Below are 25,491 nucleotides of genomic sequence, written 5' to 3'. Positions count from 1 at the left end.
GTTCAGACCCTTTGCTCCAGTCGAGCATCAATGCTGATGAGGACTCTCAAGAAACCACCGTTGAGCACGCTCCCAAAAAAGATCGGAGCAATGTTTGTGAGCCCTCGGCCGAATGCCTGGCCGGAACTATCCTCGACGAAGCCGATCATCAGCGCAAAGACGCAGAAGATCGGGCCTCCGAAAATCGCGACCAGCGAGAAGGTCGAAAGCGCATTTCGTAAACGAGCCGGAATCATCCCTTCACGCCCTCATGCACCACGGCCCCGCCGTGCGTCACGACGGCGGCCTTGAGGATTTCGTCTTCCAGATCCAGCGTCACCGCGCCGTCTTTCAGCATCAACCCGACGAAGGCGGCCAGGTTGCGGGCGTAAAGCGCGCTGGCGTCGGCCGCGATCCGGCCCGGCAGGTTGGTGTAGCCGACGATGGAGACGCCGCCCGCCGTGGTCACGACCTCGCCCGCCTTGGCGCCGGCGACATTGCCGCCCGCCTCGACCGCCAGATCGATCAGAACCGAGCCGGGCTTCATCGACGCCACCTGTTCGGCGCTGACCAGAACCGGCGCCGCGCGGCCGGGGATCAGGGCCGTGGTGATGACGATGTCCTGCTTCTTAATGTGTTCGCCGGTCAGGACGGCCTGCTTGGCCTGATACTCGGGGCTCATCGGCTTGGCGTAGCCGCCCGCCGTCTGGGCGTTCTTGAACTCTTCGTCCTCGACCGCCAGGAATTTGGCGCCCAGGCTCTCGACCTGTTCCTTGGTGGCCGGGCGCACGTCGGTGGCGGTGACGACCGCGCCCAGACGCCGCGCCGTGGCGATGGCCTGCAAGCCCGCCACGCCGACGCCCATGACAAAGACCTTGGCCGGGGCGACCGTGCCCGCCGCCGTCATCATCATCGGGAAGCCGCGGCCAAAGGCGTAGGCCGCCTCGATCACCGCGCGATAGCCGGCCAGATTGGCCTGGGACGACAGCACGTCCATGACCTGGGCGCGGGTGATGCGCGGCACGAATTCCATGGCGAAGGCGGTGACGCCGGCGCCTTTCAGCGCCTCGACCGTGTCCTTTTCGCGATAGGCGTCCAGCATGGCCACGACGACGGCGCCGGGCTTCAGGGCGCTGGTCTCCTGCGCCGTCGGGCCGCGCACCTTCAGCACGATGTCGGCCCCCTCCAGCACCGCGCGGGTGTCGGGCCTCACCGTCGCGCCGGCCGCGACGTAGTCCGCGTCGGGAATGGACGAGCCCAGCCCCGTCCCGGTCTCGACCGCAACGGTCGCGCCCAGGGCGATCAGCTTCTTCACCGTCTCCGGCGTTACGGCGCAGCGCGCTTCGCCTTCACGGCGCTCGCGGGTCACGGCGATGGCGACAGCCAAGCGAATCCCTCCCTTGTCCCCCAGAGCCCGAACGTTAGGACGAAGCGGAAGCGGGCGTCAAAGCGCAAATGGACCCGCGAGCCTGACGATTTGTTGCGACGAGAGGGCGAATTACGCGCCCAAAACGCAACTTTCGACCCGCCCGTTTACAACTCAAGACACGAAAAAGCCCGTCGAACGCGAAGCTCGACGGGCTTTCATGATTCGATACGCCGCGAGCGCGGCGCGGGCCTCAGTGCGCGGGCTTGGAGCGCAGGGCAAAGAAGCCGGCCACGAACAGGGCCACGGCGCTGATGGCACCCGCGATGAAGCCGGCGCCCACCGCAAACCAGACCGTCAGGAACAGCAGGACGGCGGCCATGAGCAGCGAGCCCCACTTGGCCAGGAACTGGAACAGGTGCCAGGTCGAAACCTGTTCCGAGATTTCCATCGAGCCGTGCACATAGGCGTGTTCGGCGTTGTCTGCGTGCTGGTCGGCCATTCAGGTCTTCCGAAAAAGAGTCGAGATTTCGACGGCCCTTATAGCGGTCGGGGCGCGCTGCTCAAGGCCCCGCCTCAATCAAGCACGGCCAGAACGTCGCGGGCGAAGGCGGCGACGTCGAAACCCTTGCCCGCCGGGTCCTCGCCGCGCCGCACGATGACGACGTTGCGGCTGGGCACGATCACCACATACTGCCCGCGATTGCCGAAAGCGGCGAACGTATCGGCGGGCACGCCGTCCGACCGGTTCATCACCCAGAAGGTCGCGCCATAGCCGAAGGCGCCGGTCGGCGGCTGCGGTCCCGAGGGCGTCGACACGAAGGCGCGCCAGCCCTCGGGCAGGATGCGCTCGCCCTCCCACACCCCGTCCTGAACATAGAACTGGCCGAAGCGGGCCAGATCGCGCGCCGTGGTCCAGACCTGGCTCGACAGGATGTAGTTCCCGCGCCAGTCGGTTTCGGCGAAGGTGTGCGTCATGCCCAGACGGTCGAACAGTTCAGCCGGCGGATGGGCGGCGAACGTCGGCGCGACGGCCAGGACCGCCAGCAGGGTGTCGTTGTTGGCGTAACGGTAGGTCGAGCCGACCGGCGCCAGCAGCGGCCAGCCCGGCGCCTGCTCGTCCACGGCGGTTCCGCCGAAATAGAGGGCGTCGGTGCGGTTGCCCGCCGTGTCGCTGGTCAGGCCCGAGGCCATCCGCATCAGGCTCTCCAGCGTGATGGCGCCGCGCGGGTCGCCCTGCCCCCGCCAGTTGGCGATGGCGGCCGGGGCCGTCACATCGACCTCGCCGCGCTGGACCGCCGCCCCGATCAGGGTCCCGGCCAGGCTCTTGGCCACCGACCAGGTGCGCTGCGGCGTGTTGGGGCCAAAGCCGTCGGCGTATGTCTCGGCCACGATCCGGCCGTCCTGCAGCACCACTACGGCGGTCGTATTGGCGCCCGCGCCGAAGCCCCCAGCAAAGGCGCGATCCACGGCGCCGTTCAACGCCGCCGCATCGCCCCGCGCCCGGCCGGTCGGCAAGGCCGGCGCCGAGGCCCGCCGGGTTTGCGGCGCCCGCGCGGGCGCGCTGCCGGCGACGTAGCCCATCGGCTGAATGACGCAGCCGCGTCCTGGCGTGTGGATGGCGACGCGCGCCGGCGCCGCTTCGTCCCAGGCCACGGAGACGACATCGCCCGACATCTGGGCCGTCATCCCGTCGACCAGAGGCTGAAGCTCGGGATAGATTCCCACCAGTTCGTTCGCCTCGACGCTGGCCGGGGTGCGGGTCGCGCCCGCTTCCTTCGCCGTATGCAGGGCGCTGCACATCGTCAGCGCCTTGTAGCCCGCCGCCAGGGCGCGATGGTTGGCGGTCGGCGGCGTCTGGGCCAGCGCCGTCGTCGGCAGGGTGAGAACGGCGGCGAGAGCGAGGGCGCGATACGCGTGTTTCATACCGCCACGCTTTACGTCGCGGCGCCCGCTGTCAACGGCGGAACCCCTTCCTTCTCCCCTTGCGGGAGAAGGTGGCAGGCGAAGCCTGACGGATGAGGGGTCGCGCTGCCTCAAACGTCGCCAATATCCACTGTCGAGAAACCCCTCATCCGGCCCTGACGGGCCACCTTCTCCCGCAAGGGGAGAAGGGATTTTCTCAGCCCAGCGCCTCGAACTGATCCACCAGCCGCTCCAGCCGCTTGGTGCCGATGGTCCAGAAGGCCGGGTCGCGCGGGTTGAGGCCGAAGGGTTTCAGCGCCTCGACATAGGTATGCGCCCCGCCGCCGGACAGCAGGTCGCGATAGAGGGGCGTGAACGCCGCCGGGTCCTTGGCGCGCGTCTCCATCAGTGCCGCGACCAACAGGTCGCCAAACGCATAGGCGTAGACATAGAAGGGCGAGTGGACGAAGTGGCTGACATAGGCCCACCAGGTCTCATAGCCGGGGTTCAGCGTCACCGCCGGGCCGAGGCTGGCGCCCAGTTCCTCCATCCAGATTTCGCCGATGCGCTCGACCGGGACCTCGCCCGCCGCGCGCTCGTCGTGGAAGCGGGTCTCGAAGCGGTGGAAGGCGATCTGGCGCACCACCGTGTTCAGCCCGTCCTCGATGCGGCCCGCCAGCAGCGCGCGCTGATCCTCGGGCGTCGCCTCGGCCAGCAGCCGATCAAACGTCAGCCCCTCGGCGAAGATGGAGGCCGTCTCGGCCAGGGTCAGCGGCGTGTCGGCCAGCAGGCTCCCTTGCGCCGCCGCCAGGGTCTGGTGCACCCCGTGGCCCAGCTCGTGGGCCAGGGTCAGCAGGTCGCGCCGCTCGCCCATCCAGTTCAGGAAGACGTAGGGGTGGCGATCCGCCGTCACCGGGTGGGCGTAGGCCCCCGACTGCTTGCCCGCCCGCGCCTTGGCGTCGATCCACGGCCGGTCGAAGAACCAGCCCGCGCGCTCGGCGAAGTCGCCGCCCAGGTCAGCGAAGCTGGCCAGCACCACCTCACGCGCCTGCGCCCAGTCATAGGTGCGCGGCGGCGTCGCCTCGATGGGGGCGTTGCGGTCCCAGTGATCCAGCGCCGTCTTGCCCATGGCCTTGGCCTTGAGCGCATAATAGCGGTGCGAGATGCGCGGATAGGCTTCGGCCACGGCCTCGGCCATGGCGTCCACGCTCTCGCCGTCCACCTCGTTGCCGAGGTGACGGCTGTCGGCGGGGCGTTTGAAGCCGCGCCACTTGTCCTCCAGCGCCTTGTCGGCGGCGACGGTGTTCATGACCATGGCCATGGTCTGGGCCTTGTCGGCGAAGGCTTTCGACAGGCCCTCGGCGGCTGACGCGCGTTTGGTGGCGTCGGCGTCGCTGAGGCGGTTCAGGGCTTCCGACAGGGTCAGGCTCTCGCCGTCCGCCTCGGCCCGCAGCGCCGCCAGGGTCTCGTCGAACAGGCGCGGCCACTGGGCCTGGATGGGGCCGCGCTCGGCGATGAAGGTCTCCAACTCGCTCGACAGTTCGTGCGGCTTCATGGCCCGCACCCGCCGCAGCCACGGCGACCAGCGCGCGGCGGCCGGATGGGCGGCCAGGGCGGCGGCGATCTCGCCCTCGTCCAGCTGGTTGATCTCCAGCGTCAGCCAGACGGTCGGCGTGGCGATGACCGTCATCTTCTCGCGGATATTGGCCTCGAACCCTTGCGCGCCCGCATCGTCGCGCGCCGTGGAGGCCGCCAGGAAGGCGTAGGCGCCGAGGCCGCCCATGACGTCCGCCGCCTGCTCGTACAGCTCAATGGTCTGATCCAGCGCCTGACCCAGCGCCGCCGCCTCGCCGCGCTGGCCGACCAACTGGCCCTGATAGGCGTTCATCCGGTCCACCAACGCCTTGGTCCGCTCGAGGTCGGCGGCGATGCGCGCATCCTCGCGCGAGGCGTAGAGGTCGGACAGGTCCCACAGCGGGGCGTCGGCCAAGTCGGGGGTCAGGTCGGGGGTCTGGATGGGCGCGTTCATGCCGCTGTTGTGGAGACGGCGGGCCCAGGACGCAACGTCCGAAAGACGCCAGACACGCTCGGCCCACCGCGCGATGACGCCCCATGACCTATTGCATCACCCCCCTGCCGCTCGCGCCCTTTCGGCCTCTCTTCGCCCTCGACGACGCAGCTTTGGAACAACAGGGCGCCCGACGCATGATCGCGGAGACGCCCAACAGCGCCCCATGCCGCGTCTCGCTGATCGACGCCGAACCGGGCGAGCGCCTGATCCTGCTCAACCACGGCCACCTGACGGCGTCCGCTTCGCCCTATCGCGCGACCGGGCCGATCTTCGTGCGCGAAGCCGCCGTGGAAGCGCCGCCCGTCGTGGACGCCCTGCCCGCCATTCTGGTCGGTCGCCTGCTGTCGCTGCGGGCCTATGATCGCGACTGGATGATGACGGATGCAGAGGTCGCGCAGGACGAGCCCGTCGAGGCCTGGCTGGCCGAACGCCTGGCCGACCCCGCGATCCGGACCGTTCACATCCACACCGCCCGGCGCGGCTGCTACATGGCCGCCGCCTGTCGCCGTTAACCCCTGACTCAGTTCTCCGAAACCCGATCTTCACCCCCTGTGGCCTAGGGTCAGCTCGAAACGAGCCGATCCCGAGCAACGAGGACGGCCGTTACGGTGATGTTTTAGGGTGTGTTTCACATGGCCAAGACCGTTCTGGTCGTCGACGATGATCCCACGCAGCGCCGCCTGATTCAGGCGGTGCTCGACCGCGAAGGCTATGCCGTCGTCCACGCCGAAAGCGGGGGCGAGGCGATCGACCGCCTGACCAAGGGCGGCGGGGCCGACGTGGTTCTGCTGGACCTCGTCATGCCCGGCCTGTCGGGGCTGGAGACGCTGGCGGAGATCCGCACGGCGGGCGTGGCCGTGCCGGTCATCGTCCTGACCGCCAACGGCGGCATCGAAACCGTGGTCAAGGCCATGCAGGCCGGGGCCCAGGACTTCTTCGTCAAGCCGGTCGGGCCTGAGCGCCTTCTGATCGGGGTGCGCAACGCCCTGCAGTTGACCCAGCTGTCGGCCGAGATCGGCCGCCTGAAGAAGCACGTCTCGGGCCGCACCTCGTTCGACGACATCGTCGGCGACAGCCCGCCGATGCGCATGGTCAAGGCTCTGGGCGTCCGCGCCGCCAAGTCCGGCATCCCGGTTCTGATCACTGGCGAAAGCGGCGTGGGTAAAGAGGTCATCGCCCGCGCCCTGCACGGCGCCTCGGACCGGGCCGGCAAGCCCTTCGTGGCCGTCAACTGCGGCGCCCTGCCCGCCAATCTGGTCGAGTCGATCCTGTTCGGCCACGAGAAGGGCAGCTTCACCGGCGCCACCGACAAACACCTCGGCAAGTTCATGGAGGCCAACGGCGGCACCCTGTTCCTGGACGAGATCGGCGAACTGCCGCTGGACATGCAGGTCAAGCTGCTGCGCGCTCTGCAAGAGGGCGAGATCGACCCGGTCGGCGCCAAGCGCGCGGTCAAGGTCGACGTCCGCATCGTCTCGGCCACCAATCGCGACCCGGCCCAGCAGGTCAAGGAAGGCGCCTTTCGCGAGGACCTGTTTTACCGCCTGAACGTCTTCCCGATCGAGGCCCCGGCCCTGCGCGAACGGCGCGAGGACATCCCGGCCCTGGTCGAGCACTTCATCGCCCGCTTCAACGTGGAAGAAGGCAAGCGCGTCGCTGGCTGCGCCGTCGAGACCATGGCCCTGCTGCAAGCCTTCGACTGGCCCGGCAACGTGCGCCAGCTGGAAAACTCGATCTATCGCGCCCTGGTGCTGGCCGATTCGCCGCTGTTGCAGCCGCACGACTTCCCGGCCATCTCGGGCGTCGCCATGCCCCTGACCTCGGGCGGCGTCATCTCGCATGACCGCGCCGAGACGCCCGCTGGCGACACGGGGGCCGAGGCCCTGCCCGACAGCCCTGTGCGCATCATCGACGCGCGCGGCCACCTGCGCACCCTGGAAGAGATCGAACGCGACCTGATCCAGCACGCCATCGAGGTCTATTCCGGCCACATGAGCGAGATCGCCCGTCGCCTCGGCATCGGCCGCTCGACCCTGTACCGAAAGGTCCGCGAACAGGGGCTGGAGGAGCAGCTGAAGGAAGCGGGCTGAGCCTTCAGACCCTCGGCCCGTAGCGATTCGGCCCCGGCGCGCCCCGCCCGGTCCCGCATCGCTTGACGCGACCGATCGGCGCCTCTATTGCCGCGACCGTCGAAAAGATTTTGAGGCCGGTGTGGTTATTCCGGCCCTCGCTCAGGCGAGATCTAGTCGCGCAGTTTTTGCGCGAACCCGCGGCGCCACCTGATCAGGAGGGCGCCCGGGGTATTCGATCCTCGTTCGCCGTCCGCAATTGCGAGAACGACGTGAACGAGAAGAAAGTCCTCCTGCTGGCCCAAGGCTTCATCACCATGATGATGGCCTTCTCCATGTCCGGCGTCATGAGCCTGATCGCGCTTGGCCCCACTCATCACTGGCTGATGGAATGGCCCAAGGCCTTCATCACGGCCTGGCCCATCGCCTTCTGTTTCACCCTGTTCGTGGGGCCGCTGGGCTTCAAGATGGCCTACAGGGTCATGGGCCTGCTGGCCGTCCGCTCGGCGCGCTAGACGCGATCTGACGCCGTAGCCGGCGACGGCTGCGGCGTCGTCAGTCTTTCAGTTGCGCCGACGCCAGATCTCAGGGCTTCAGGAAGGCGACCACGTCTGCGGCGAACCGAGCAGGATCTTCGACAAACATGAAGTGTCCACGGCCCTCATATTCCAGCACCTGTGCATTGGGCAGATCGGACGCCAGCGCCCGCTGCGGTCCCACGCCCGTCTGATAGTCGGCCCCACCCGCAACGATCATGACGGGCATTGTCAGGCTCTTGTGACCCTCAAAGCGATAATCCATCAGGCCCTGTCCGAACAGGACACGCCCTATTTCGCCGGTGTTGCGCAGGCCCTCCTGCCCATCCGTTTCATCCACCAGAGTCATGATGGCCGGGTCCGGGAACATGGCGGAATCGATGAAGGCGCGCCCGGCGCTAAAGGCATTGCAGCGGGCCTTCATCCCCTCAGGCTTTTGCTCCACAGCGCGCTGATAGGCCTCGGGATCGACCACAGCCAGCCGGTCGCACTGCCCCTCTATGACCCCCGGCAAATCCGGCGGCGCAGCCGTCAGTATCAGCCGCTCGGTATGACTGGGGTAACGGGCGGCGTATTCCAGCGCGATGATGGCGCCAAAGCTGTGCCCGACCACCACAATCTGTTCCACACCCCACAACTTGCGCAGCTGCTCCAGATCCTCAACCAGCAGATCCAGAGAGTAGGCCTCGTCCCACGGCCGTTCCGAGCGGCCGCTGCCCCGCTGGTCCAGATAGACCATGCGCAGATGCGGCTCGAGCTCGGGTCCGGCAAAACGGGCAAAGGTCTGACTGCCCTGTCCGGGCCCCCCGTGCAGGAAGACGACCGGCGCGCCCTCGGCCTGGCCCGCGACGCGATACCAGAGGCGCACCCCGTTCACGACCTGCTGGTGCTCACCGGTCGCAAGCGTCCGGACGTCATGAGCTTGGGCGACAGGGCCCCCCATGACCAGGGTCTGGGCCATGACCAGGCCGCACACGATTCCTGCAAGCTTGCGCACAATGGCCTCTCTGCCGTCACTGTTGAAACGGCGCTTTAGAGGCAAGCTCGACGACTTGAAAACAGCGTTCTGCTTTTGTGACCAAGGTTTAATCCGACTCAGGATCCGCCAAATCGCGGGTCGGTGTTCGCGTCCAGCGACGCTTGGGCTCCTCGCCCTTGGCCTTGGCGGTGATTTCTTTCAGCTTGCGGCCTTGCATGGTCGACAAGGCTTGACCGGGCGCGCCCTTCTCGGGGTCGGCGAATGCGCGGCCGTGGGTCTGGATTCGCTCGCCCACCGAATCGAGGAATTCGCCCTCCCATTCCGACAGCGAAACGCCCGCCTTCTCTGCCGAGCGGCGGACGCGTTTCAGGGCGTTCAAGGCCGCCCGCTGGGCCGCTTCCTTCTGCTGCTCCCAGGGAGACAGCGAAGGCTTCTTTTTAGGGGCGCTACCGTCCTTCGGACTACTTGAGCGAGTCTTGTTGGCGCTATCGCCCTTCGGGCTGCTTGAGCGCAGCTTGGGAGCGCTACCGTCCTTCGGACTGCTTGAGCGCGAGAAGCCGCTGGACCGCAGCTTGCTCGCGTCGCCGCCCTTCAGGCTGCTGGAGCGTGAAGGGCCGTCGCAGGAGGGCTTGAAGGGGGTGCGCTTCAGGCCCGCCTCCCTCAGATCTCGCCGAGGGCCGACAGGTAGAGGTCCAGGATCGCTTCTTCTTCCTGACGCTTGGCCTTGTCCTGCTTGCGCAGGCGCAGGACCTTGCGCAGCACCTTGACGTCGTAGCCCTCGCCCTTGGCCTCGGCGAAGACCTCCTTCATGTCGACCATGACGGCCTGCTTGTCCTCTTCGAGGCGCTCCAGGCGTTCGATGATGGAACGCAGACGGCCTTGAGCCGTGGCGGTCAGGACGTCAGCAGCAGAGGCGTCGAAGGCGGGGGCGTCGTCGGCCATGGGAGAGACTCCAGAACTCAAGCAGGCCAAGGGCCGTCAGAGCAGAAAGGGAATCGCCCCAGCCGGCCGTGGCCAACAAGAGCGACTAAACACAAACGCCCTCAAGCAGGCCAAAGGCCGATTGGGCAACAAGAATGACCCGGACGCTAACCACGCCGCGCGGCGCGGCTCAACGCCGGACACGAAAAAGGCCGCGGACAATGTCCGCAGCCTTGTGGATATCGCAACCGCGACGCCCTTGCGGGCGCCGACGCGGTTCTTAGCCTTGCTTGGCTTTGAAGCGCGGGTCGGTCTTGTTGATCACATAGACCACGCCCTTGCGGCGAACGATCTTGCAGTCCCGGTGGCGGGTCTTGAGCGACTTGAGCGAGCTGCGGACCTTCATGGTCGGACGTCCCGAAAATTGGAGGCCCGTGAGGGCGTCAAAAAACAAATGCGCGAAACCCTGCGGACAGGACCTTGCGGCGGAGCGGTGCGTATAGAGAGGCCCTCGCCTTTCGTCAACATTCCGCACCGGGATTCCGCTGGAGCCTGTCCCCGGGTCGAACGGAGCGTCTCTGGACCTGGCCGTCCGGCACGTCGCGCCTCCGCCGCCGGGCCGTGTCCGAAGACAGATTCCCGCCTGTTAAAAGCACCGCCGTCGCAAAGGTTAGCGCCGCCTTAACCCTTATCACGGAAACCCCGACAGGCTTCGCGCGCTTGTGATTGGTAGTGGAATTCGGGGGCGTTAGCCTGTGGTCATGCGTATCGCTTATCGTCTTGTCCTGCTTGGTTCGGTCGCCGCCTGCGCGCCCATGATGCCGACGCCGCCACAGCCGCAGCCCGCGCCCCCGGCGGTCGTCGAGCCGGCCCCCGCCACGCCGCCCTCGACGCCGCCCTCGACGCCGCCCCCGGCCGCCATGGACCTGTCGGACGCCTATGATCAGGCGGGCTTCGAGGCGTGGAAGCAGGGCTTCCTCAGCCGCCACGGCGGCGCGCGGAAGTGGGAGTATTCGCGCGAGCTGCAGAACGTGACGCCCAACGCCAGCGTCATCCGCCTGGACCGCAACCAGCCCGAATTCTCGCGCCCCGCCGGCGACTACATCAAGAGCGCCACGGCGGCCTCGCGAATCGCCATGGCCCGCCAACGCGTCGACCGCGTGCCGTGGGAGGTGACCCAGCGATTCGGCGTGCCGACCGAGATTCTTCTGGGCGTCTGGGCTCAGGAAAGCGCCTTCGGTCAGGTTCAGGGCGATTTCGACGTGATCCGCTCGCTGGCGACCCTGGCCTATGAAGGCCGCCGCCGCGCCTGGGCCGAGGACCAGTTGAAGAACGCGCTCGACATCGTCGTCGACGGTCGTCGCGATCGTGCAGGCCTGAAGGGCAGCTGGGCCGGCGCCATGGGCCAGACCCAGTTCATGCCCGACAGCTATCTGAAGCTGGGCGTCGATCAGAACGGCGACGGCAAGGTCGACATCTGGGGCTCGGACGCCGACGCCCTGGCCTCGGCCGCCAACCTGCTGGCCCAGGCCGGATGGAAGCGCGGCCAGGGATGGGCCTATGAGGTCATCCTGCCCGCCGGCTTCGACTACAGCCAGGCCGAGGGGCCCAAGCACAACTGGGCCTATTGGGCGGGACGCGGCGTGCGTCTGGCCAACGGCGCGGCCCTGAACCCGGACGAAGCCGCCGAGGGCGCGACCATCCTGCTGCCGCAGGGCGCCAAGGGGCCGGTCTTCCTGGCCCTGCCCAACCACTACGTGATCCGGCGCTACAACAACTCGGTCAGCTATGCGCTCGCCATCGGCCTGATCGCCGACGGGGTGCAGGGCAAGCCTGCGCTGACCGCGACCTGGCCCAACGACGGCCCCCTGACCCGCGAACAGCGCGTCGGCGCCCAAACGGCCCTGACGAAGATGGGCTTCGACACGCAAGGGGTGGACGGCGTCATCGGCACCAACACCCGCACGGCCCTGCGCCGCTGGCAGCAGGCCAACGGGCGGGTCGCGGACGGCTATCTGACGGACATGCTGGCCGACGAGCTGATCCGAAAGGCGCGCTAAGCGGGCGGGCCGTCGCTGACGGCCCTGGCGATCCGGCTGACATGGCGAAGGTCGCCGCCGCAGCAGGCGCCCCAAATGTTGATCCACGGCAAGCGGTCGCGCAGCCTGCCGTGCAACTGGCCGAATTCATCGGGATCGCCCGCATCGAGATCGGGCGCTTCATCGAGTTCGACATGGCTGCGCCGTGAAGCGTTGGCGCGAACGCCCCGAATCCGGCGGGTCCAGTCGCGCCCGTCCAGAACGCTGGCGAAATGATCGGGATGGGCGCAGTTGATCATGAAATAGGCCGGGCCCTGATCGGTTTCGGCGTCCACCTCCGCGATCGCCTCGGCCAGGGGCTGACCGTCGGGCAGCGCGCCATCGGTTTCGACCGTGAAAGAAATCACCGCGGGCAGGCCCAAGGCCTTCGCCGCGCGCACCAACCCTACGGCTTCGCCCGCCTGGTTGAACGTCAGCCCGGTCACCATGTCGACCTCGGTCGCCGCCAGCCAGCCGAGTTGCTCTGCGAAGTAGCCCTCGGCGTCTTCGGCCGCGATGCGGCGCTCCGGTCGGTAGGCGTCGCCCTGAGGCCCGATCAAGGCGCCCAGGACGATGGGTCGGGCATTGTCCGCGCGATCACGCAGGGCGGCGGCGAAAGCTACCGCCGCCTCGTTCGCGGCCTGCAGTTCCTCGATCGAGGCCTGGAGATCAGGCGCCCAGCGCCGCTGCGCCTTCCACGTCACGGCGTCGAGGATGAACCCGGCGTCCACCTCCTGCGCCAGACGCAAAAAGCCGCTGAAATAGGCCTCCAGAGCCGCACGCCCCGCCGGGTCGGGCAGCAGCGTGTGGGCGGCGAACTCCCGGATCGGAATGTTGCGGTTGAAGATGAGGTCGGTTTCCAGACCGGCGTCGGTCAGGAACATGTCGCCGCCAAGCTGGGGCAGCGCATTTCTGAAACGAGACATAGGCTAATCTCCCGGTTCCGCCTGTGTTCAGACCCCATCCATATCAGATTTCACCGTTCCTGCAGATCCGAGAGAAGACTCAGCCCTTCACCCGCCACGTCGCGCCCTGCGGGCCATCCATGACGACCACGTTCAGCTCGTTCAGGCGGTCGCGGATGCGGTCGGCTTCGCCCCAGTCCTTTTCGGCGCGCGCCGTCTGACGTTCGGCCAGCAGGGCTTCGACCTCGACCTTCAGGCCTTCGTCCACGCCCGAGAACCATTCCGACGGATCGGCCAGCAGCACGCCGAGAATCGATCCCGCCGCGATCAGTTGCCCCTTGGCGGTCCCCACCGCCGCGATGTCGCCAGCGGTCATGCCGCGCTCGATCTCGCTGGACAGGCCGAACAGCACCGCCATGGCGCCGGGCGTGTTCAGATCGTCTTCGACGGCTTTCAGGAACTCCGCCGGGGGTTCGTCCGTCAAAGGTTCGACCGCCGTCGCCCGCAGCAGGGCGCCGTACAGGCGGTCGAGGTTCTTGCGGCTCTGCTCCAGCAGGGTCTGGTTCCAGTCCAGAGGCTGACGATAATGCGCGCTCAACAAGGCCCAGCGCACCACCTCGCCCGGCATGGCCTGCACCAGATTGTGCAGCAGCAGGACGTTGCCGATCGACTTGGACATCTTCTCGGCGTCCACGGTCAGGAAGCCGTTGTGCATCCAGTAGCGGGCGTACTCATCGTGCGCCTGATCGCCGTGGGCGTGACCGTGGGCGCAGACGCCCTGGGCGATCTCGTTCTCGTGGTGCGGGAAGACCAGGTCGATGCCGCCGCCGTGGATGTCGATAGGCAGGCCCAGAGTCTGTTCGATCATGGCCGAGCATTCGATGTGCCAGCCGGGACGCCCCTCGCCCCACGGCGACGGCCAGGACGGCTCGTCGGCCTTGGACGGCTTCCACAGGACGAAGTCGTGCGGGTTCTTCTTGTAGGGCGCGATCTCGACGCGGGCGCCGGCGATCATGTCGTCCAGATTGCGCCCCGACAGCGCGCCGTAGGCCGGGTAGCTGGACACGTCGAACAGCACGTGACCTTCGGCGGCATAGGCGCAGCCGGCGTCGACGATGGCCTGAATCTGGCTGACGATGGCGTCGATATAGTCGGTGACGTGCGGGGCGAGATCGGGCGGCGACACGTTCAACAGGCCCATGTCGGCCAGATACGCGGCCTCGTAGCGGGCCGTGACCTCGCCGATGGCGACGCCTTCCTTGGCGGCCTTGGCGTTGATCTTGTCGTCCACGTCGGTGACGTTGCGGGCGTAGATCACCTGATCCGCGCCATAGGTCCGGCGCAGCAGCCGCACCAGGACGTCGAACACCACCGGCGGGCGCGCATTGCCGATATGGGCGTAGTCATAAACCGTCGGCCCGCAGACATAGAGGGTCACCCGGCTCGGATCGCGCGGTTCGAACAGACGCTTTTCACGGCGCAGGGTGTCATGAATGTGCAACGGCATCAGGAGCAGTCTTTGCGAGTTTTCTTGCGGGACGGACAACCTGTCCCATATAGCGGCCTGATACACATCCTACGCCCATTGGTAAAAGGTAAGCCGCAGCGGGCCCTCCCCCGCCGCCGTTGGACAGATTCATGAGCAACACGCCCGCCAAGCCCGTTCTCGTCGCCAACGAGGAAGCCCTCAAGCGCCCCAGCCGCGAGCAGGCGCTTGAAGCCGTGCGCACCCTGATCGCCTGGGCGGGCGACAATCCCGAACGTCCCGGCCTGATCGATACGCCCAAGCGCGTTGTCGACGCCTATGGCGAATGGTTCGACGGCTATGACGCCGATGCCGGCAAGGAGCTGTCGCGCACCTTCGAGGACGTGACCGGCTATGACGACATGGTCATCCTGCGCGACATCGAGATCGAGAGCCACTGCGAGCACCACATGGCCCCCTTCCTGGGCAAGGCCTATGTCGCCTATCTGCCGGGCGAAAAGGTCGTGGGCATCTCCAAGCTGGCGCGCGTGGTCGAGATCTACGCCCGTCGCCTGCAGAACCAGGAGACGCTGACCAACGACATCATCGAAGCCATCGAATCGCACCTGCAGCCGCGGGGCGTCGCCGTCCTGCTGGACGCCGCCCACCAGTGCATGACCACGCGCGGCGTGCATCACCGCCACGTCACCACCATCACCACCCGCTTCACCGGCGCCTTCAAGGACGACCCGGCCCTGGCTGACCGCTTCCTCAGGCTGGCCAAGGGCTGAGAGCAAGGGGTTTGAACCGGTCGTCTCGCACCTGCGAAACGGCCGGTTATGCAATCTTATTGCCCGATGACGCGAATTCGTCACGCATGACGGCTTTACAAGCCCGGCGCGGGACGCCAAGAGACGAACCATACCTTTGAGTGCTGCTCGCCGAAGAATGCGAGCCGTGATGGAGACGATGGCGTATGGGCTCTAAACTTTCCGGTCCCGCGGGCCAAGGCGGCAAGACGATCGAACAGAACGCGGACATCAACGTCACGCCGTTCGTCGACATCATGCTGGTGCTGCTGATCATCTTCATGGTCGCCGCGCCGCTGGCCACCGTGTCGATCAAGCTGGACCTTCCGCCGGCGACCCCGCCCGCCGCGAACGAGAAGCCCAAGGAACCCGTGTACATCACGATCCAGGAAGCGGGCGGCATCTACATCGCCGAGAAGGAAACCTCGCTCGCCACCCTGCCGGCCGACGTCTGCGCGGCTCAGGATGTGGCCACCGACTGCCGCGAAGAACGCGTCTTCGTCCGCGCCCAGGCGGAAGTGAAATACAACCAGTTCATGGAAGTCATGAACAAGCTTCAGGAAAACGGCTTCTACAAGGTCGGCCTTCTGAACGAAGACATCAGCTAAGACCCTCTTCACCGAGGATCAGGAAAAGGGTCGCCCCGTCGGGCGGCCCTTTTTCTTTGCCCGAATTCGTCGCCGATCGTCATCTCGACGCTTGCTCCCGCCCGCCGTCCGGTCCTTGATGCAGGCTGTTCATTTCGGGGGAAATCGCCATGCATCGCCGCACCTTCCTGTCCACCCTGCCTGCAGGCGCCCTTCTGGCCGGAGCCGGTTCAGCCGCCGCGCAGACCGCCGTGGCTCCCAGGGCCGCCGCCCCCGCCCCCCGTCCGGCCGATCCCTATGCGGGCGTCGGCATCGGCGACCGAGTGACGGGACCCAAGTTCGTCGGCCGCTCGACCGTCTGGGGCGCCAATGGCGCAGCCGCCACGGCCCACCCCGCCGCCACCCTGATCGGTCTGGACACCCTGCGGCGCGGCGGCTCGGCCATCGACGCCGCCATCGCCATCAACGCCGCCCTGGGCTTCCTGGAACCCACCGCCAACGGCATCGGCGGCGACGCCTTCTGCCTGATGTGGGACCCGACCCAGAAGAAGGTCGTCGGCTTCAACGGCTCGGGAAACAGCCCGCGCGGCCTGTCTCTGGCCACCGCCCGTTCCAAGGCCGGCCCGGACGGCTACCTGCCCAAATACGGCGCCGTGACCATCAACGTGCCCGGCACGGTCGACGCCTGGTGGAGCGCGCACCAGCGCTACGGCAAGCTGCCGTGGAAGGACGTCCTGCTGCCCGTCGCAGAACTGTGCGAACAGGGCGTGCCCATGCCCCAGGTCATCGCCTGGTATCTGGAGCGAAACATGGTCGGCTTCGACCGCGCCGCCGCCCAGATCGAAGAGAATGACAACCGTCAGAAGGTCTATCGCCCTAACGGCCGAACCCCGCGCGTGGGCGAGGTCTTCGCCAACCCGGACCTGGGCCGCACCCTGCGCCTGATCGCCGAGGGCGGCCGCGACGCCTTCTACGACGGCGTGATCGCCGACCATATCGAACGCTATTTCAAGCGCATCGGCGGCTGGATGACCCGCGCCGACCTGGCCGCCCATCGCACCGAATGGGTCGAGCCGCTGATGACCACCTATCGCGGGGTCGAAGTCTATAGCCTGGGGCCGAACACCCAGGGCCTGTCGACCAACCAGATCCTCAACATCTGCGAGCAGTTCGACCTGAAGGGCATGGGCTTCCAGTCCGCCGCCTCCATCCACCACCAGGCCGAGGCCAAGCGGTTGGCCTTCGAGGACCGCGCCCGCTACTTCGCCGACGAACGCTTCAGCAAGGCCCCGACCGCCTGGCTGAACTCCAAGGCCTACGCCGCCGAGCGGGCGAAACTGATCAACCCCGACCGCGTCATGGACCGGGTCTTCCCCGGCGACGCCCCGACCCAGGGCGACACCACCTATTTCAGCGTGGCCGACAAGGACGGGATGATGGTCAGCTGGATCCAGTCCAACTATCGCGGCATGGGCTCCGGCCTGACCCCCGATGGCCCGGACGGGCGGACGCTGGGCTTCATGTTCCAGGACCGGGGCGAACTGTTCGCCCTGACCGACGGCCACCCCAATGTCTATGCGCCGGGCAAGCGCCCCTTCCACACCATCATCCCCGGCTTCGCCTGCAAGGACGGCGAGCCCTGGCTGGCCTATGGCGTCATGGGCGGCGGGATGCAGCCCCAGGGTCAGGCACAGATCATCATCAACATGGTCGACTACGGCCTGGACCCGCAGGAGGCCGGCGACAGCCCGCGCTGGCAGCACTACGGCTCGTCCGAGCCGACCGGCCAGCCCGCCGAGGGCGTCGGCAAGCTGCACCTGGAATCCGGCGTGCCGGCAGCGACCAAGCAGCGACTGACCGCGATGGGCTGGGACCTCGGCCCGCCCGACGGCGGCTTCGGCGGCTATCAGAACGTCATGAAGCAGATCAACGCACAGGGCCGCTGGACCTACGGCGCCGCCACCGAAATGCGCAAGGACGGCAACGCCCTGGCCTATTGATCCCGGAAAGGACCATCCGATGCTTGCGCTTTTGTCCGCCGCTCTTCTCGCCACGACGCCCTGTTCGGCTCCAACCGGCACGGACGCCTTGTGGCGCCCGGAAACCCGCTTCGTGGTTGTGGGAGAGATGCACGGCACGACGGAAACGCCGGCCGCCTTCGCCGAAATGGTCTGCGCCGCCGCCGCGCAGGGAGCCGTGACCGTCGCTCTGGAGTTGCCTCAGTCGATGCAGCCTCAGCTCGACGCCTTCCTGGCGGCGCCCGACGCCGATACCGCCGCCGCGACGCTAAACGGCACCATGTTCCTCGACCCGAAGATGGCCGACGGTCGATCCAGCACGGCCATGCTCACCATGCTGGAATCGGTTCGGGGCCTGAAGGCCGAGGGGCGCGACGTGGCCTTCCACGCCTTCCAGCCTAACCGATCCCGACCGCGCAGCCTGTCGCAGAGCTACTATGAACTCGACATGGCGGTTGGCCTTACTGACGCGCTTCATGCCCGCCCCGAGGCGCGGGTTCTGGTGCTCGTCGGAAACATCCACGCCCGCAAGACTCATCTCGAACGCTTCGACCTCATGCCGGCGACGGCCCTTCTTCCGGCCAAGGAAGTCGTCAGCCTGCTTGTCGTTCAACAGGGCGGAACAGCCTGGAACTGCGGACAGGACGCTTGCGGCGCCAATCCGATGGCGGCCAGCTACGACGCCACAGCGCGAGGCGTCATGCTCACCCCCTACGGCGAAGGCGCGTTCGACGGCGTCCTGGCGCTGGGCCCCGTGACAGCTTCGCCGCCTGTCGCCAAAGACTGACCGCTTGACCTGACGCCGCGTCAATCGCCTAGAGTTCGGCGCGCGGCGCGTCGGCCACAGGGACGCCTTCCGCAAGGGCATGGAGCCGCTGTGGACCGGATTTTCCACTGGCTGGAGAATGGCGAAGGCTGATCCAGCGCCTATATCGAGCGCTCCCAGACCGCGCCCGGAGCCTCCCCATGTCCTATTCGAACCAACCGACCGTCACCGCCTCGGGCGTGGAGATTCCGCTGCTCGGCTTCGGCACCTGGCAGTTGGAAGGCGAGGACACGCGGCGCATGGTGCGCGAGGCCCTGCGCATCGGCTATCGCCACATCGACACGGCCTGGATCTACAAGAACGAGAAGGCCGTGGGCGACGGCATCGCCGACGCCGTGGCCGAAGGGATCGTGGCGCGCGAGGACGTCTTCGTCACCACCAAGATCTGGGTCGAGCATTTCCAAGCCGACGCCCTGCTGCGTCAGGCCGAGGAATCGGCCGCCAGCCTGGGGCTGACGCCCGACCTGCTGCTGCTGCACTGGCCCAAGCCGACGCCGTCCTTCGAGGAAACCATCGGCGCCCTGAACGAGGCGCAGGAACAGGGCTTCACCCGCCACATCGGCCTGTCCAACTTCCCGTCGGCGTTGTTCCGTCAGGCGGCCGGCCTGTCCAAGGCGCCGCTGGTGACCAACCAGGTCGAGTATCACCCCTATCTGTCGCAGAAGACGCTGATCGAGACGGCGCGCGAACTGGGCTCGTCCATCACCGCCTGGTCGCCGCTGGCCCAGGGCAAGATCGCCGACGACCCGGTGATCGGCGAAATCGCCAGGGCCCACGGCAAGACCAACGGCCAGGTCACCCTGCGCTGGATCATCCAGCAGGGCGTGGCCGCCATTCCGCGCACCGCCAAGGAAACTCGCGCAGCCGAGAATTTCGACATCTTCGACTTCGAACTGTCGGCCGAAGAGATGGCGCTTATCCATGCCCTGGCCCGTCCCGACGGCCGCCTCGGCGACTGGCTGGACGCTGCCTTCCAATGGGATCAGGATGCCGTCTGACAGCAACGCCTGATCGGGGCGTCGGGAGGCGACGATGGGTTCGGTTCTGGGGTTTCCGGGCGTTGACCCGATCGACGCCGTCATCGGCGCCCGCATCCGGCGATGGCGCGATCAGCGAGGCGTCGCCTCGTCCGATCTCGCCGTCGCCCTGAACCTGACACCCGAGGGCCTGCGCCGTGTCGAGGCGGGTCGCGAACATCTGAACACCGCCCAGATCGACGCCGCGATCCGCGCCCTGCGCCTGCCGGTCTGGGCTCTGAGGTCGGACGTTCCGGCCTGCTGATGGCCGCCCGTCTCTATCGCGCCGTCTTCGCTTGCATAGGCTGGTTCGCCGTGGCTCTGCAGTATGGCGTGACCATAACGGGCAATCCTGATCAGGCCCCGGGCGTGCTGACGCTGCATTTCTTCAGCTATTTCACCATCCTGAGCAATATTCTGGTCGCCTTGGCCCTGACCGCGCCGGTCCTGGCGCCGAGCAGCCGGCTGGGGCGCTGGTCCGCCAGCGAGGGCGTGCGAGCGGCCTTGGCCATGTATATCGTCGTGGTCGGCCTGACCTATCACTTCCTGCTGGCCGCCACCGGGAAGCCTCAGGCCTGGTCGCTGGTCGCCAACGATCTGCTGCACTATGTCATGCCCGCCGGCTTCGCGCTGGACTGGCTGCTGTTCACCCCCAAGGGGCGGCTGCGCTGGATCGACCCGGTAAAATGGCTGGTCCCGGTGCTGGCCTATGGGGCCTGGACCTTGCTGCACGGCGCATTGAGCGGCTGGTGGCCCTACTGGTTCGTGAACGTGGACAAGCTGGGGCTGGGCAAGGCCATGGTCTATTTCGCGGGCCTGCTGGTCTTCTTCCTGATCGTCGGCCTGATCGTCGTGGCGATCGACCGCACCTTCGGACGGCGTGACAGACGGCCCGCGTCCGCTTAAGCGTCAGCACATGGCCTACAAGTCCCTGCGCGATTTCATCGCTGTCCTCGAAGCCGACGGCGAACTGGTTCGCGTCTCCGAACCCGTCTCCACCACGCTGGAGATGACCGAGATCCAGACCCGGCTGCTGCGGAACGGCGGCCCTGCGGTCCTGTTCGAGAAGCCGGTCATGCCGGACGGCTCGATCAGCCCCATTCCCTGCCTGGCCAACCTGTTCGGCACGGTGAAGCGCGTCGCCATGGGCGTGACGCTGGAAGGCAAGACCCGCACCACGGCGGGCGAGTTGCGCGAAGTCGGCGAACTGCTGGCCTTCCTGCGCAACCCGACGCCGCCCCGCGGCTTCGGCGACGCCATGGAGATGCTGCCCCTGGCCAAGACGGTCATGGCCATGCGGCCCAAGGTCGTGAAGAAGGCTCCGGTTCAAGAGGTGGTGCTAAAGGGCGACCAGATCGACCTGAACAGCCTGCCGATCCAGGGCTGCTGGCCCGGCGAGCCGGCGCCTCTGATCACCTGGGGTCTGGTCGTGACCAAGGGGCCGTCGGACGACCGCGAGGACGACTTCAACCTGGGCATCTATCGGATGCAGGTCCTGGGCAAGGACAAGGCCATCATGCGCTGGCTGGCCCATCGCGGCGGCGCCCAGCACTACGCCCGGCACAAGAAGGCGGGCAAGCGCGAACCCCTGCCCTGCGCCGTCGTGCTCGGCGCCGACCCCGGCACCATCCTGGCCGCCGTGACCCCGGTGCCGGAGACCCTGTCGGAGTATCAGTTCGCGGGCCTGATGCGCGGCTCCAAGGCCGAGTTGGTCGCCTGCAAGACCGTGCCGTTGATGGTGCCGGCCAACGCCGAGATCGTGCTGGAAGGCCACGTCCTGCTGGACGAGTTCGAAGACGAAGGCCCCTACGGCGACCACACCGGTTACTATAACTCGGTCGAGAAGTTCCCGGTCTTCCAGGTCAGCGCCATCACCATGCGCAAGGACCCCATCTATCTGACCACCTTCACCGGCCGTCCGCCGGACGAGCCGTCCGTGCTGGGCGAGGCGTTGAACGAGGTCTTTATCCCCCTGATCCGCCAGCAGTTCCCCGAGATCGTCGACTTCTGGCTGCCCCCCGAAGGGTGCAGCTATCGCATCGCCGTGGTGTCGATGAAGAAGGCCTACCCCGGCCACGCCAAGCGGGTGATGATGGGCTGCTGGAGCTATCTGCGGCAGTTCATGTACACCAAGTGGATCATCGTCGTGGACCACGACATCAACGCCCGCGACTGGAAGGACGTGATGTGGGCCATCTCGACCAAGATGGACCCGGCCCGCGACATCACCGTCATCGAGAACACCCCCATCGACTATCTGGACTTCGCCTCGCCCGAGAGCGGCCTGGGGTCCAAGATTGGTCTGGACGCCACCGACAAGTGGGAGCCGGAGACCAAGCGCGAGTGGGGCGAGGAAATCCGCATGGACGACGCCGTGATCGAGCGAGTCAACGACCTCTGGGACCGCCTCGGATTGCCGGGCGACGGAACCCCGATCTGGAAATAGGGTCCAAGAAGGCCAAATGTGTCTCAAATGAGATTTCAGATGACGAAGCCGTAATCTCGTCATAGCGTTTCGAAGTATCAATCGGAGTGCTCCATGAAGCCCGCCTTCATTCTGACCCTCGCCCTCGTTGTGGCGACGCCCGCCCTGTATAGCCCCACCTTCGCTGACGCTCAGGTTCGCGTGGGATCCGGGGGCATGGCCCGTCGCGCGCCTCCCCGCCCGCGTCCGCGCCTTTCGGAGGCGGAACAGGACCGTCTGGCCGCGGCCGAGGACGAAGTGCAGGATCTGGACGGCAAGATCGCCGACCTCGAAGCCGCCAATGAAACCGCCGGGGGCCTGACGGAGGCCCAGCGGGCCGAATGGCAAAGGCACACGGCCCGCCGACAAGAGGCCCAGACCACCATCGACCGTCTTCACGCCAAACGGAACGGCTGATCGGACTTGATCAGCGCGCCCGCGACGGCGGAAAACAGGCGCCATGCGCATCAGCCTGTTCCTCGCCGTCGTCGCGGCGCTCGCGTCGAGTCCCGCCATGTCAGAGTCCAGCCCTCCGGATTCCCCTGGCCCCAACGCCGCGCCGTAGGGCCAGGCCTTGTCGCCCGCGCCCGCCTGGAACGGAGCCTGCTGCGCGACACGTCGGATCCGTGGGTCACGGCTTTCGAGGCCGACCCAGCCTGCCCTTAGCCATCGTGAGGAGGAGACCCGCCATGACCGTCCAAACCGCCGACGCGCCCCGCACCGCCGACTTCGACTTTCAGTTCGGCCATTGGACCGTGGAGCACCGCCGTCTGGTGGCGCGCGGCGTCGGCTGCGACGACTGGGACTCCTTCGAAAGCACCTCACAATGCCGGCCCCAGCTGGGCGGCGTGGCCAATGTCGAGGAGCAAGTCTGCGCGGCGCGCGGCTGGATGGGCATGGCCGTGCGCACACTCGACCGGGCGACCGGCGAATGGTCCATCTATTGGATCAGCGACGCCGACGGGCGGATGCAGCCCCCGGTGCGCGGCCGCTTCCGCGACGGCCTGGGCCGGTTCGAGGGGCCGGATGTCGATGGCGGACGCCCCATCATCGCCCGCTATGAATGGAGCCGCACCGACACGGCCCACCCGCGCTGGACCCAGTCCTTCTCCTATGACGACGGCGCGACCTGGGAAGTGAACTGGATCATGGACTTCACCAGCGCCTGACGGCTGGCGCCTGGGGCGAATGCGGTTAAGGTCCGCCGGTCGTCCACCGGAGCGCCAGTATGCGCCGCCTTATCCTGCCGGCCGTCCTAACCGCCGTGCTCGCGAGTCCCGCCATGTCCCAGTCCCCTTCCGTGCCCAACGCCGCCCCGTGGGACCAGGCCTTCCTGCCGCCCGCGCCTGCCTGGAACGGCGCCAGCCGCGCCCTGCTGCGCGACGCGTCGGATCCGTGGGTCTCGGCTTTCGAGGCGGACGCCGCCCGTGATTTCAGCCCGACCTACGCCGACACCCGGGTCTGGTTCGACCGGCTGGACGCGGCCTCGGACCTGATCCGCATCGAACAGTTCGGCGTCTCGCCGGAGGGGCGGCCGATCTACGCCGTCATCGCGTCCAAGGACGGCGCCACGCTCGACCCGAAGAAGCCCGTCCTGCTGGCCCAGGCCGGCATCCACCCCGGCGAGATCGACGGTAAGGACGCGGGCATGATGCTGCTGCGCGACATGGCCTTCTACGGCAAGGACAGCCTGCTGGACCGCGCCAACCTGATCCTGATCCCGATCCTCAGCGTGGACGGGCACGAGCGGACCAGCCCCTATTCCCGCCCCAACCAGCGCGGACCGCGCAATCAGGGCTGGCGTCACACGGCGACCAACCAGAACCTGAACCGCGACTTCATGAAGCTGGACCAGACCGAGATGCAGGCCGTCATGGGCCTGATCCACAAGTACAATCCAGACCTTTACCTCGACATCCACGTCACCGACGGCATCGATTATCAATACGACGTCACCTACGGCTACAACGGCGAGGACGGCATCTGGAGCCGCAGCCCGGCCATCGCCAAATGGCTGGACGATGCCTTCAAGCCCGACATGGACGCCGCGCTAGAGGCGCAAGGGCACATCCCCGGCGAACTGGTCTTCGCCATCGACGACCGCGATCCGAAAAAGGGCATGAACGACGGCGGTCTGGGCGAGCGCTATTCCAACGGCTGGGGCTCGGCGGCCCACGTCCCGACCATCCTGATCGAGAACCACAGCCTGAAACCGCACGAGCAGCGGGTTCTGGGCACCTATATCTTCCTGGAATCGGCGTTGAAGCTGCTGGCCGACAAGTCGCAGACCCTGCGCGCCGCCATCAGCGCCGACCGCGCCCTGCGTCCCGCCGAACTGCCCGCCAATTTCGACGGCGACGATCAGCCGACGCGGATCCGCCCGTTCAAGGGCATCCTCTACGACACCTACGACAGCGCCGCCTCGGGTCGTCCCGAACTGCGCTGGCTGGGTCAGCCGGACCCGGTGCTGTGGCAGGTGCCCTTCTTTGGCTCGCACCCGACCCTGACGCTGAAGCGTCCGACCGCCTACTGGGTGCCGTCCTATCGCGCCGACATCATTGAGCGGCTGAAGACCCACGGCGTGCAGATGGAGACGCTGGCCGCGCCGCGCACCGTCGCCGTCGACATGCTGCGCCTGGTCGATCCCAAGGTCTCGGCCCGCACCAACGAGGGCCATGTGCCGATCACGGTCAGCGAGGTCCGCGCCGAGGCCAAGGACTGGACCTTCCCCGTCGGCTCGGTGCGCGTGCCGACCGATCAACCGATGGGCGACCTCGCCATCCTGCTGCTGGAGCCGCAGTCGAACGAGAGCTTCTTCGCCTGGGGCATGTTCCCCGAGGTGCTGAGCCGCGTCGAATACATCGAGGCCTACGCCATCGCCCCGCTGGCCGAGAAGATGCTGGCCGCCGATCCGGCGCTGAAGGCCGAGTTCGAGGCCAAGCTGGCGGCCGAGCCCGCCTTCGCCGCCGACGGGGACGCGCGTCTGGCCTGGTTCTATGAACGCACCCCCTTCTACGATCAGCGCTACCGGCTGTATCCGGTCGGGCGGGAGAACTGAGCATGGTCCCTTCGATCCAGGCCGCCGCCCTGTGGGGCGGATTGCTGATCCTGACCCTGCTGGTCCTGTCCAGCGTCGTGGTCGGCCGCCGCCGTCGGTTCATGATCGAGTTCGGCGACGGCGGTAATCCCGAGATGACCCCCGCCGTCCGCGCCTTCGGCAACGCCGCCGAATATGTGCCCGCGGGCATCTGCGGCCTGATCCTGCTGGCCTTCGTCGGCGCCCCGCCCCTGCTGATCCACGGCGTCGGCGGCGTGCTGTTCCTGGGCCGGGTCATCCACGGCCTCGGCCTGCTGTTCCAGAAGGGACCGTCGCTGGGCCGGGTCACGGGCATGGTCCTGACCTGGCTGGCCCTGCTGATCGCCGCCGTCAGCCTGATCGCCTGGTCGGTGATCTGAGCCTTCTGGTTGCGATGCGGGGGCGGGTCCGCCATATCGGG

At 67.3% G+C, this 25,491-nt stretch carries 27 protein-coding genes; 16 read left to right on the top strand and 11 right to left on the bottom strand.

The features are described from left to right. Positions 1-2 precede the first annotated feature (2 nt). The 5 genes from AC1DJ5_RS07330 to AC1DJ5_RS07310 form a co-directional block, all read right to left on the bottom strand. Positions 3-236, bottom strand: coding sequence for a hypothetical protein (locus tag AC1DJ5_RS07330; RefSeq protein WP_441455406.1), 234 nt, complete (start codon positions 234-236; stop codon positions 3-5). Further along, positions 233-1,366: a Re/Si-specific NAD(P)(+) transhydrogenase subunit alpha gene (locus AC1DJ5_RS07325; protein ID WP_441455405.1), complete on the bottom strand. Its 1,134-nt coding sequence runs from the start codon at positions 1,364-1,366 to the stop codon at positions 233-235. The genes AC1DJ5_RS07330 and AC1DJ5_RS07325 overlap by 4 nt, the downstream gene beginning before the upstream one ends. Before the next feature lie 232 nt (positions 1,367-1,598). After that, positions 1,599-1,847, bottom strand: a complete 249-nt coding sequence (locus AC1DJ5_RS07320) for an aa3-type cytochrome c oxidase subunit IV (RefSeq protein ID WP_441455404.1) — start codon at positions 1,845-1,847, stop codon at positions 1,599-1,601. Between the two features lie 74 nt (positions 1,848-1,921). Then, a complete protein-coding gene (locus tag AC1DJ5_RS07315; RefSeq protein WP_477020152.1) occupies positions 1,922-3,271 on the bottom strand; it encodes a serine hydrolase domain-containing protein in 1,350 nt (449 codons plus the stop codon). Between the two features lie 196 nt (positions 3,272-3,467). Continuing rightward, positions 3,468-5,279 carry a M3 family oligoendopeptidase gene (locus tag AC1DJ5_RS07310; protein ID WP_477020151.1) on the bottom strand — a complete coding sequence of 604 codons (1,812 nt, stop codon included), beginning with the start codon at positions 5,277-5,279 and terminating at the stop codon, positions 3,468-3,470. Between the two features lie 83 nt (positions 5,280-5,362). Between AC1DJ5_RS07310 and AC1DJ5_RS07305 the strand changes: the two genes are divergently transcribed. The 3 genes from AC1DJ5_RS07305 (at position 5,363) to AC1DJ5_RS07295 (ending at position 7,905) form a co-directional block, all read left to right on the top strand. Next, positions 5,363-5,833, top strand: coding sequence for a DUF1203 domain-containing protein (locus tag AC1DJ5_RS07305; protein ID WP_477020150.1), 471 nt, complete (start codon positions 5,363-5,365; stop codon positions 5,831-5,833). Between the two features lie 120 nt (positions 5,834-5,953). After that, complete coding sequence (locus AC1DJ5_RS07300; RefSeq protein WP_441455398.1) at positions 5,954-7,411, top strand: sigma-54-dependent transcriptional regulator; 1,458 nt, start codon at positions 5,954-5,956, stop codon at positions 7,409-7,411. A gap of 251 nt (positions 7,412-7,662) precedes the next feature. Further along, positions 7,663-7,905, top strand: coding sequence for a DUF2798 domain-containing protein (locus AC1DJ5_RS07295; RefSeq protein ID WP_477020149.1), 243 nt, complete (start codon positions 7,663-7,665; stop codon positions 7,903-7,905). A gap of 70 nt (positions 7,906-7,975) precedes the next feature. Here the strand turns inward: AC1DJ5_RS07295 and AC1DJ5_RS07290 are convergent, their stop codons facing one another. The 4 genes from AC1DJ5_RS07290 to ykgO all read right to left on the bottom strand — a co-directional run bounded on the left by AC1DJ5_RS07290 (position 7,976) and on the right by ykgO (position 10,232). Then, the gene (locus AC1DJ5_RS07290; protein WP_477020148.1) at positions 7,976-8,887 is read right to left on the bottom strand and encodes an alpha/beta fold hydrolase; all 912 of its coding nucleotides are present in this window, start codon (positions 8,885-8,887) and stop codon (positions 7,976-7,978) included. Between the two features lie 124 nt (positions 8,888-9,011). Continuing rightward, positions 9,012-9,329, bottom strand: a complete 318-nt coding sequence (locus tag AC1DJ5_RS07285; protein ID WP_477020174.1) for a hypothetical protein — start codon at positions 9,327-9,329, stop codon at positions 9,012-9,014. Positions 9,330-9,565: 236 nt separating this feature from the next. Continuing rightward, complete coding sequence (gene gapR / locus AC1DJ5_RS07280) at positions 9,566-9,847, bottom strand: nucleoid-associated protein GapR (RefSeq protein ID WP_441455395.1); 282 nt, start codon at positions 9,845-9,847, stop codon at positions 9,566-9,568. A 259-nt stretch (positions 9,848-10,106) separates the two neighbouring features. Continuing rightward, positions 10,107-10,232: a type B 50S ribosomal protein L36 gene (gene ykgO, locus AC1DJ5_RS07275; RefSeq protein WP_013479043.1), complete on the bottom strand. Its 126-nt coding sequence runs from the start codon at positions 10,230-10,232 to the stop codon at positions 10,107-10,109. A 355-nt stretch (positions 10,233-10,587) separates the two neighbouring features. On the opposite strand from ykgO, the gene AC1DJ5_RS07270 reads away from it, so the two are divergent. After that, the gene (locus AC1DJ5_RS07270; protein ID WP_477020147.1) at positions 10,588-11,886 is read left to right on the top strand and encodes a lytic murein transglycosylase; all 1,299 of its coding nucleotides are present in this window, start codon (positions 10,588-10,590) and stop codon (positions 11,884-11,886) included. Here the strand turns inward: AC1DJ5_RS07270 and AC1DJ5_RS07265 are convergent. Next, a complete protein-coding gene (locus tag AC1DJ5_RS07265) occupies positions 11,883-12,830 on the bottom strand; it encodes a homocysteine S-methyltransferase family protein (RefSeq protein WP_477020146.1) in 948 nt (315 codons plus the stop codon). The genes AC1DJ5_RS07270 and AC1DJ5_RS07265 overlap by 4 nt on opposite strands. Before the next feature lie 79 nt (positions 12,831-12,909). Next, a complete protein-coding gene (gene cysS, locus AC1DJ5_RS07260) occupies positions 12,910-14,316 on the bottom strand; it encodes a cysteine--tRNA ligase (RefSeq protein WP_477020145.1) in 1,407 nt (468 codons plus the stop codon). A 131-nt stretch (positions 14,317-14,447) separates the two neighbouring features. Here cysS and folE point away from each other — a divergent pair, with 131 nt between their 5' ends. The 12 genes from folE (at position 14,448) to AC1DJ5_RS07200 (ending at position 25,450) form a co-directional block, all read left to right on the top strand. Next, positions 14,448-15,065, top strand: a complete 618-nt coding sequence (gene folE / locus AC1DJ5_RS07255) for a GTP cyclohydrolase I FolE (protein ID WP_441455389.1) — start codon at positions 14,448-14,450, stop codon at positions 15,063-15,065. 185 nt (positions 15,066-15,250) lie between these two features. Then, entirely contained in the window at positions 15,251-15,691 is a 441-nt protein-coding gene (locus AC1DJ5_RS07250; RefSeq protein WP_441455388.1) for a biopolymer transporter ExbD, read from the top strand. Between the two features lie 149 nt (positions 15,692-15,840). Beyond that, entirely contained in the window at positions 15,841-17,670 is a 1,830-nt protein-coding gene (locus AC1DJ5_RS07245; protein WP_477020144.1) for a gamma-glutamyltransferase family protein, read from the top strand. Between the two features lie 19 nt (positions 17,671-17,689). Further along, positions 17,690-18,475, top strand: coding sequence for a hypothetical protein (locus tag AC1DJ5_RS07240; RefSeq protein WP_477020143.1), 786 nt, complete (start codon positions 17,690-17,692; stop codon positions 18,473-18,475). A 179-nt stretch (positions 18,476-18,654) separates the two neighbouring features. Continuing rightward, entirely contained in the window at positions 18,655-19,512 is an 858-nt protein-coding gene (locus AC1DJ5_RS07235) for an aldo/keto reductase (RefSeq protein ID WP_477020142.1), read from the top strand. Between the two features lie 34 nt (positions 19,513-19,546). After that, positions 19,547-19,795 (top strand): helix-turn-helix domain-containing protein, encoded by a 249-nt coding sequence (locus tag AC1DJ5_RS07230; RefSeq protein ID WP_441455383.1) that lies wholly within the window; start codon positions 19,547-19,549, stop codon positions 19,793-19,795. Further along, positions 19,795-20,436, top strand: coding sequence for a Pr6Pr family membrane protein (locus AC1DJ5_RS07225; RefSeq protein ID WP_477020141.1), 642 nt, complete (start codon positions 19,795-19,797; stop codon positions 20,434-20,436). The genes AC1DJ5_RS07230 and AC1DJ5_RS07225 overlap by 1 nt, the downstream gene beginning before the upstream one ends. Positions 20,437-20,446: 10 nt before the next feature. Then, positions 20,447-21,976, top strand: a complete 1,530-nt coding sequence (locus AC1DJ5_RS07220) for a UbiD family decarboxylase (protein WP_477020140.1) — start codon at positions 20,447-20,449, stop codon at positions 21,974-21,976. Positions 21,977-22,069: 93 nt separating this feature from the next. Next, a complete protein-coding gene (locus AC1DJ5_RS07215; protein WP_477020139.1) occupies positions 22,070-22,411 on the top strand; it encodes a hypothetical protein in 342 nt (113 codons plus the stop codon). Positions 22,412-22,683: 272 nt separating this feature from the next. Next, positions 22,684-23,163, top strand: a complete 480-nt coding sequence (locus AC1DJ5_RS07210; RefSeq protein WP_441455379.1) for a DUF1579 domain-containing protein — start codon at positions 22,684-22,686, stop codon at positions 23,161-23,163. Between the two features lie 113 nt (positions 23,164-23,276). Then, positions 23,277-25,052: a M14 family metallopeptidase gene (locus AC1DJ5_RS07205; protein ID WP_477020138.1), complete on the top strand. Its 1,776-nt coding sequence runs from the start codon at positions 23,277-23,279 to the stop codon at positions 25,050-25,052. A gap of 2 nt (positions 25,053-25,054) precedes the next feature. Then, complete coding sequence (locus AC1DJ5_RS07200; protein ID WP_441455377.1) at positions 25,055-25,450, top strand: MAPEG family protein; 396 nt, start codon at positions 25,055-25,057, stop codon at positions 25,448-25,450. Positions 25,451-25,491 lie beyond the last annotated feature (41 nt).

The sequence above is a fragment of the Brevundimonas sp. 01N35 genome (assembly GCF_056399785.1).
The sequence above is the reverse complement of the archived record's forward strand: the minus strand, read 5'-3'. Positions and strand labels throughout refer to the sequence as shown.

Coding starts and splice junctions, on each gene's coding strand:
- folE (WP_441455389.1), top strand. CDS start 14,448: ATGAGCAACACGCCCGCCAAGCCCGTTCTCGTCGCCAACGAGGAAGCC.
- AC1DJ5_RS07220 (WP_477020140.1), top strand. CDS start 20,447: ATGGCCTACAAGTCCCTGCGCGATTTCATCGCTGTCCTCGAAGCCGAC.
- ykgO (WP_013479043.1), bottom strand. CDS start 10,232: ATGAAGGTCCGCAGCTCGCTCAAGTCGCTCAAGACCCGCCACCGGGAC.
- AC1DJ5_RS07265 (WP_477020146.1), bottom strand. CDS start 12,830: ATGTCTCGTTTCAGAAATGCGCTGCCCCAGCTTGGCGGCGACATGTTC.
- AC1DJ5_RS07250 (WP_441455388.1), top strand. CDS start 15,251: ATGGGCTCTAAACTTTCCGGTCCCGCGGGCCAAGGCGGCAAGACGATC.
- AC1DJ5_RS07240 (WP_477020143.1), top strand. CDS start 17,690: ATGCTTGCGCTTTTGTCCGCCGCTCTTCTCGCCACGACGCCCTGTTCG.
- AC1DJ5_RS07310 (WP_477020151.1), bottom strand. CDS start 5,279: ATGAACGCGCCCATCCAGACCCCCGACCTGACCCCCGACTTGGCCGAC.
- AC1DJ5_RS07330 (WP_441455406.1), bottom strand. CDS start 236: ATGATTCCGGCTCGTTTACGAAATGCGCTTTCGACCTTCTCGCTGGTC.
- AC1DJ5_RS07320 (WP_441455404.1), bottom strand. CDS start 1,847: ATGGCCGACCAGCACGCAGACAACGCCGAACACGCCTATGTGCACGGC.
- AC1DJ5_RS07235 (WP_477020142.1), top strand. CDS start 18,655: ATGTCCTATTCGAACCAACCGACCGTCACCGCCTCGGGCGTGGAGATT.
- AC1DJ5_RS07290 (WP_477020148.1), bottom strand. CDS start 8,887: ATGGCCCAGACCCTGGTCATGGGGGGCCCTGTCGCCCAAGCTCATGAC.
- AC1DJ5_RS07315 (WP_477020152.1), bottom strand. CDS start 3,271: ATGAAACACGCGTATCGCGCCCTCGCTCTCGCCGCCGTTCTCACCCTG.
- AC1DJ5_RS07300 (WP_441455398.1), top strand. CDS start 5,954: ATGGCCAAGACCGTTCTGGTCGTCGACGATGATCCCACGCAGCGCCGC.
- AC1DJ5_RS07305 (WP_477020150.1), top strand. CDS start 5,363: ATGACCTATTGCATCACCCCCCTGCCGCTCGCGCCCTTTCGGCCTCTC.
- AC1DJ5_RS07210 (WP_441455379.1), top strand. CDS start 22,684: ATGACCGTCCAAACCGCCGACGCGCCCCGCACCGCCGACTTCGACTTT.
- AC1DJ5_RS07225 (WP_477020141.1), top strand. CDS start 19,795: ATGGCCGCCCGTCTCTATCGCGCCGTCTTCGCTTGCATAGGCTGGTTC.
- AC1DJ5_RS07245 (WP_477020144.1), top strand. CDS start 15,841: ATGCATCGCCGCACCTTCCTGTCCACCCTGCCTGCAGGCGCCCTTCTG.
- AC1DJ5_RS07215 (WP_477020139.1), top strand. CDS start 22,070: ATGAAGCCCGCCTTCATTCTGACCCTCGCCCTCGTTGTGGCGACGCCC.
- AC1DJ5_RS07205 (WP_477020138.1), top strand. CDS start 23,277: ATGTCCCAGTCCCCTTCCGTGCCCAACGCCGCCCCGTGGGACCAGGCC.
- cysS (WP_477020145.1), bottom strand. CDS start 14,316: ATGCCGTTGCACATTCATGACACCCTGCGCCGTGAAAAGCGTCTGTTC.
- gapR (WP_441455395.1), bottom strand. CDS start 9,847: ATGGCCGACGACGCCCCCGCCTTCGACGCCTCTGCTGCTGACGTCCTG.
- AC1DJ5_RS07230 (WP_441455383.1), top strand. CDS start 19,547: ATGGGTTCGGTTCTGGGGTTTCCGGGCGTTGACCCGATCGACGCCGTC.
- AC1DJ5_RS07270 (WP_477020147.1), top strand. CDS start 10,588: ATGCGTATCGCTTATCGTCTTGTCCTGCTTGGTTCGGTCGCCGCCTGC.
- AC1DJ5_RS07200 (WP_441455377.1), top strand. CDS start 25,055: ATGGTCCCTTCGATCCAGGCCGCCGCCCTGTGGGGCGGATTGCTGATC.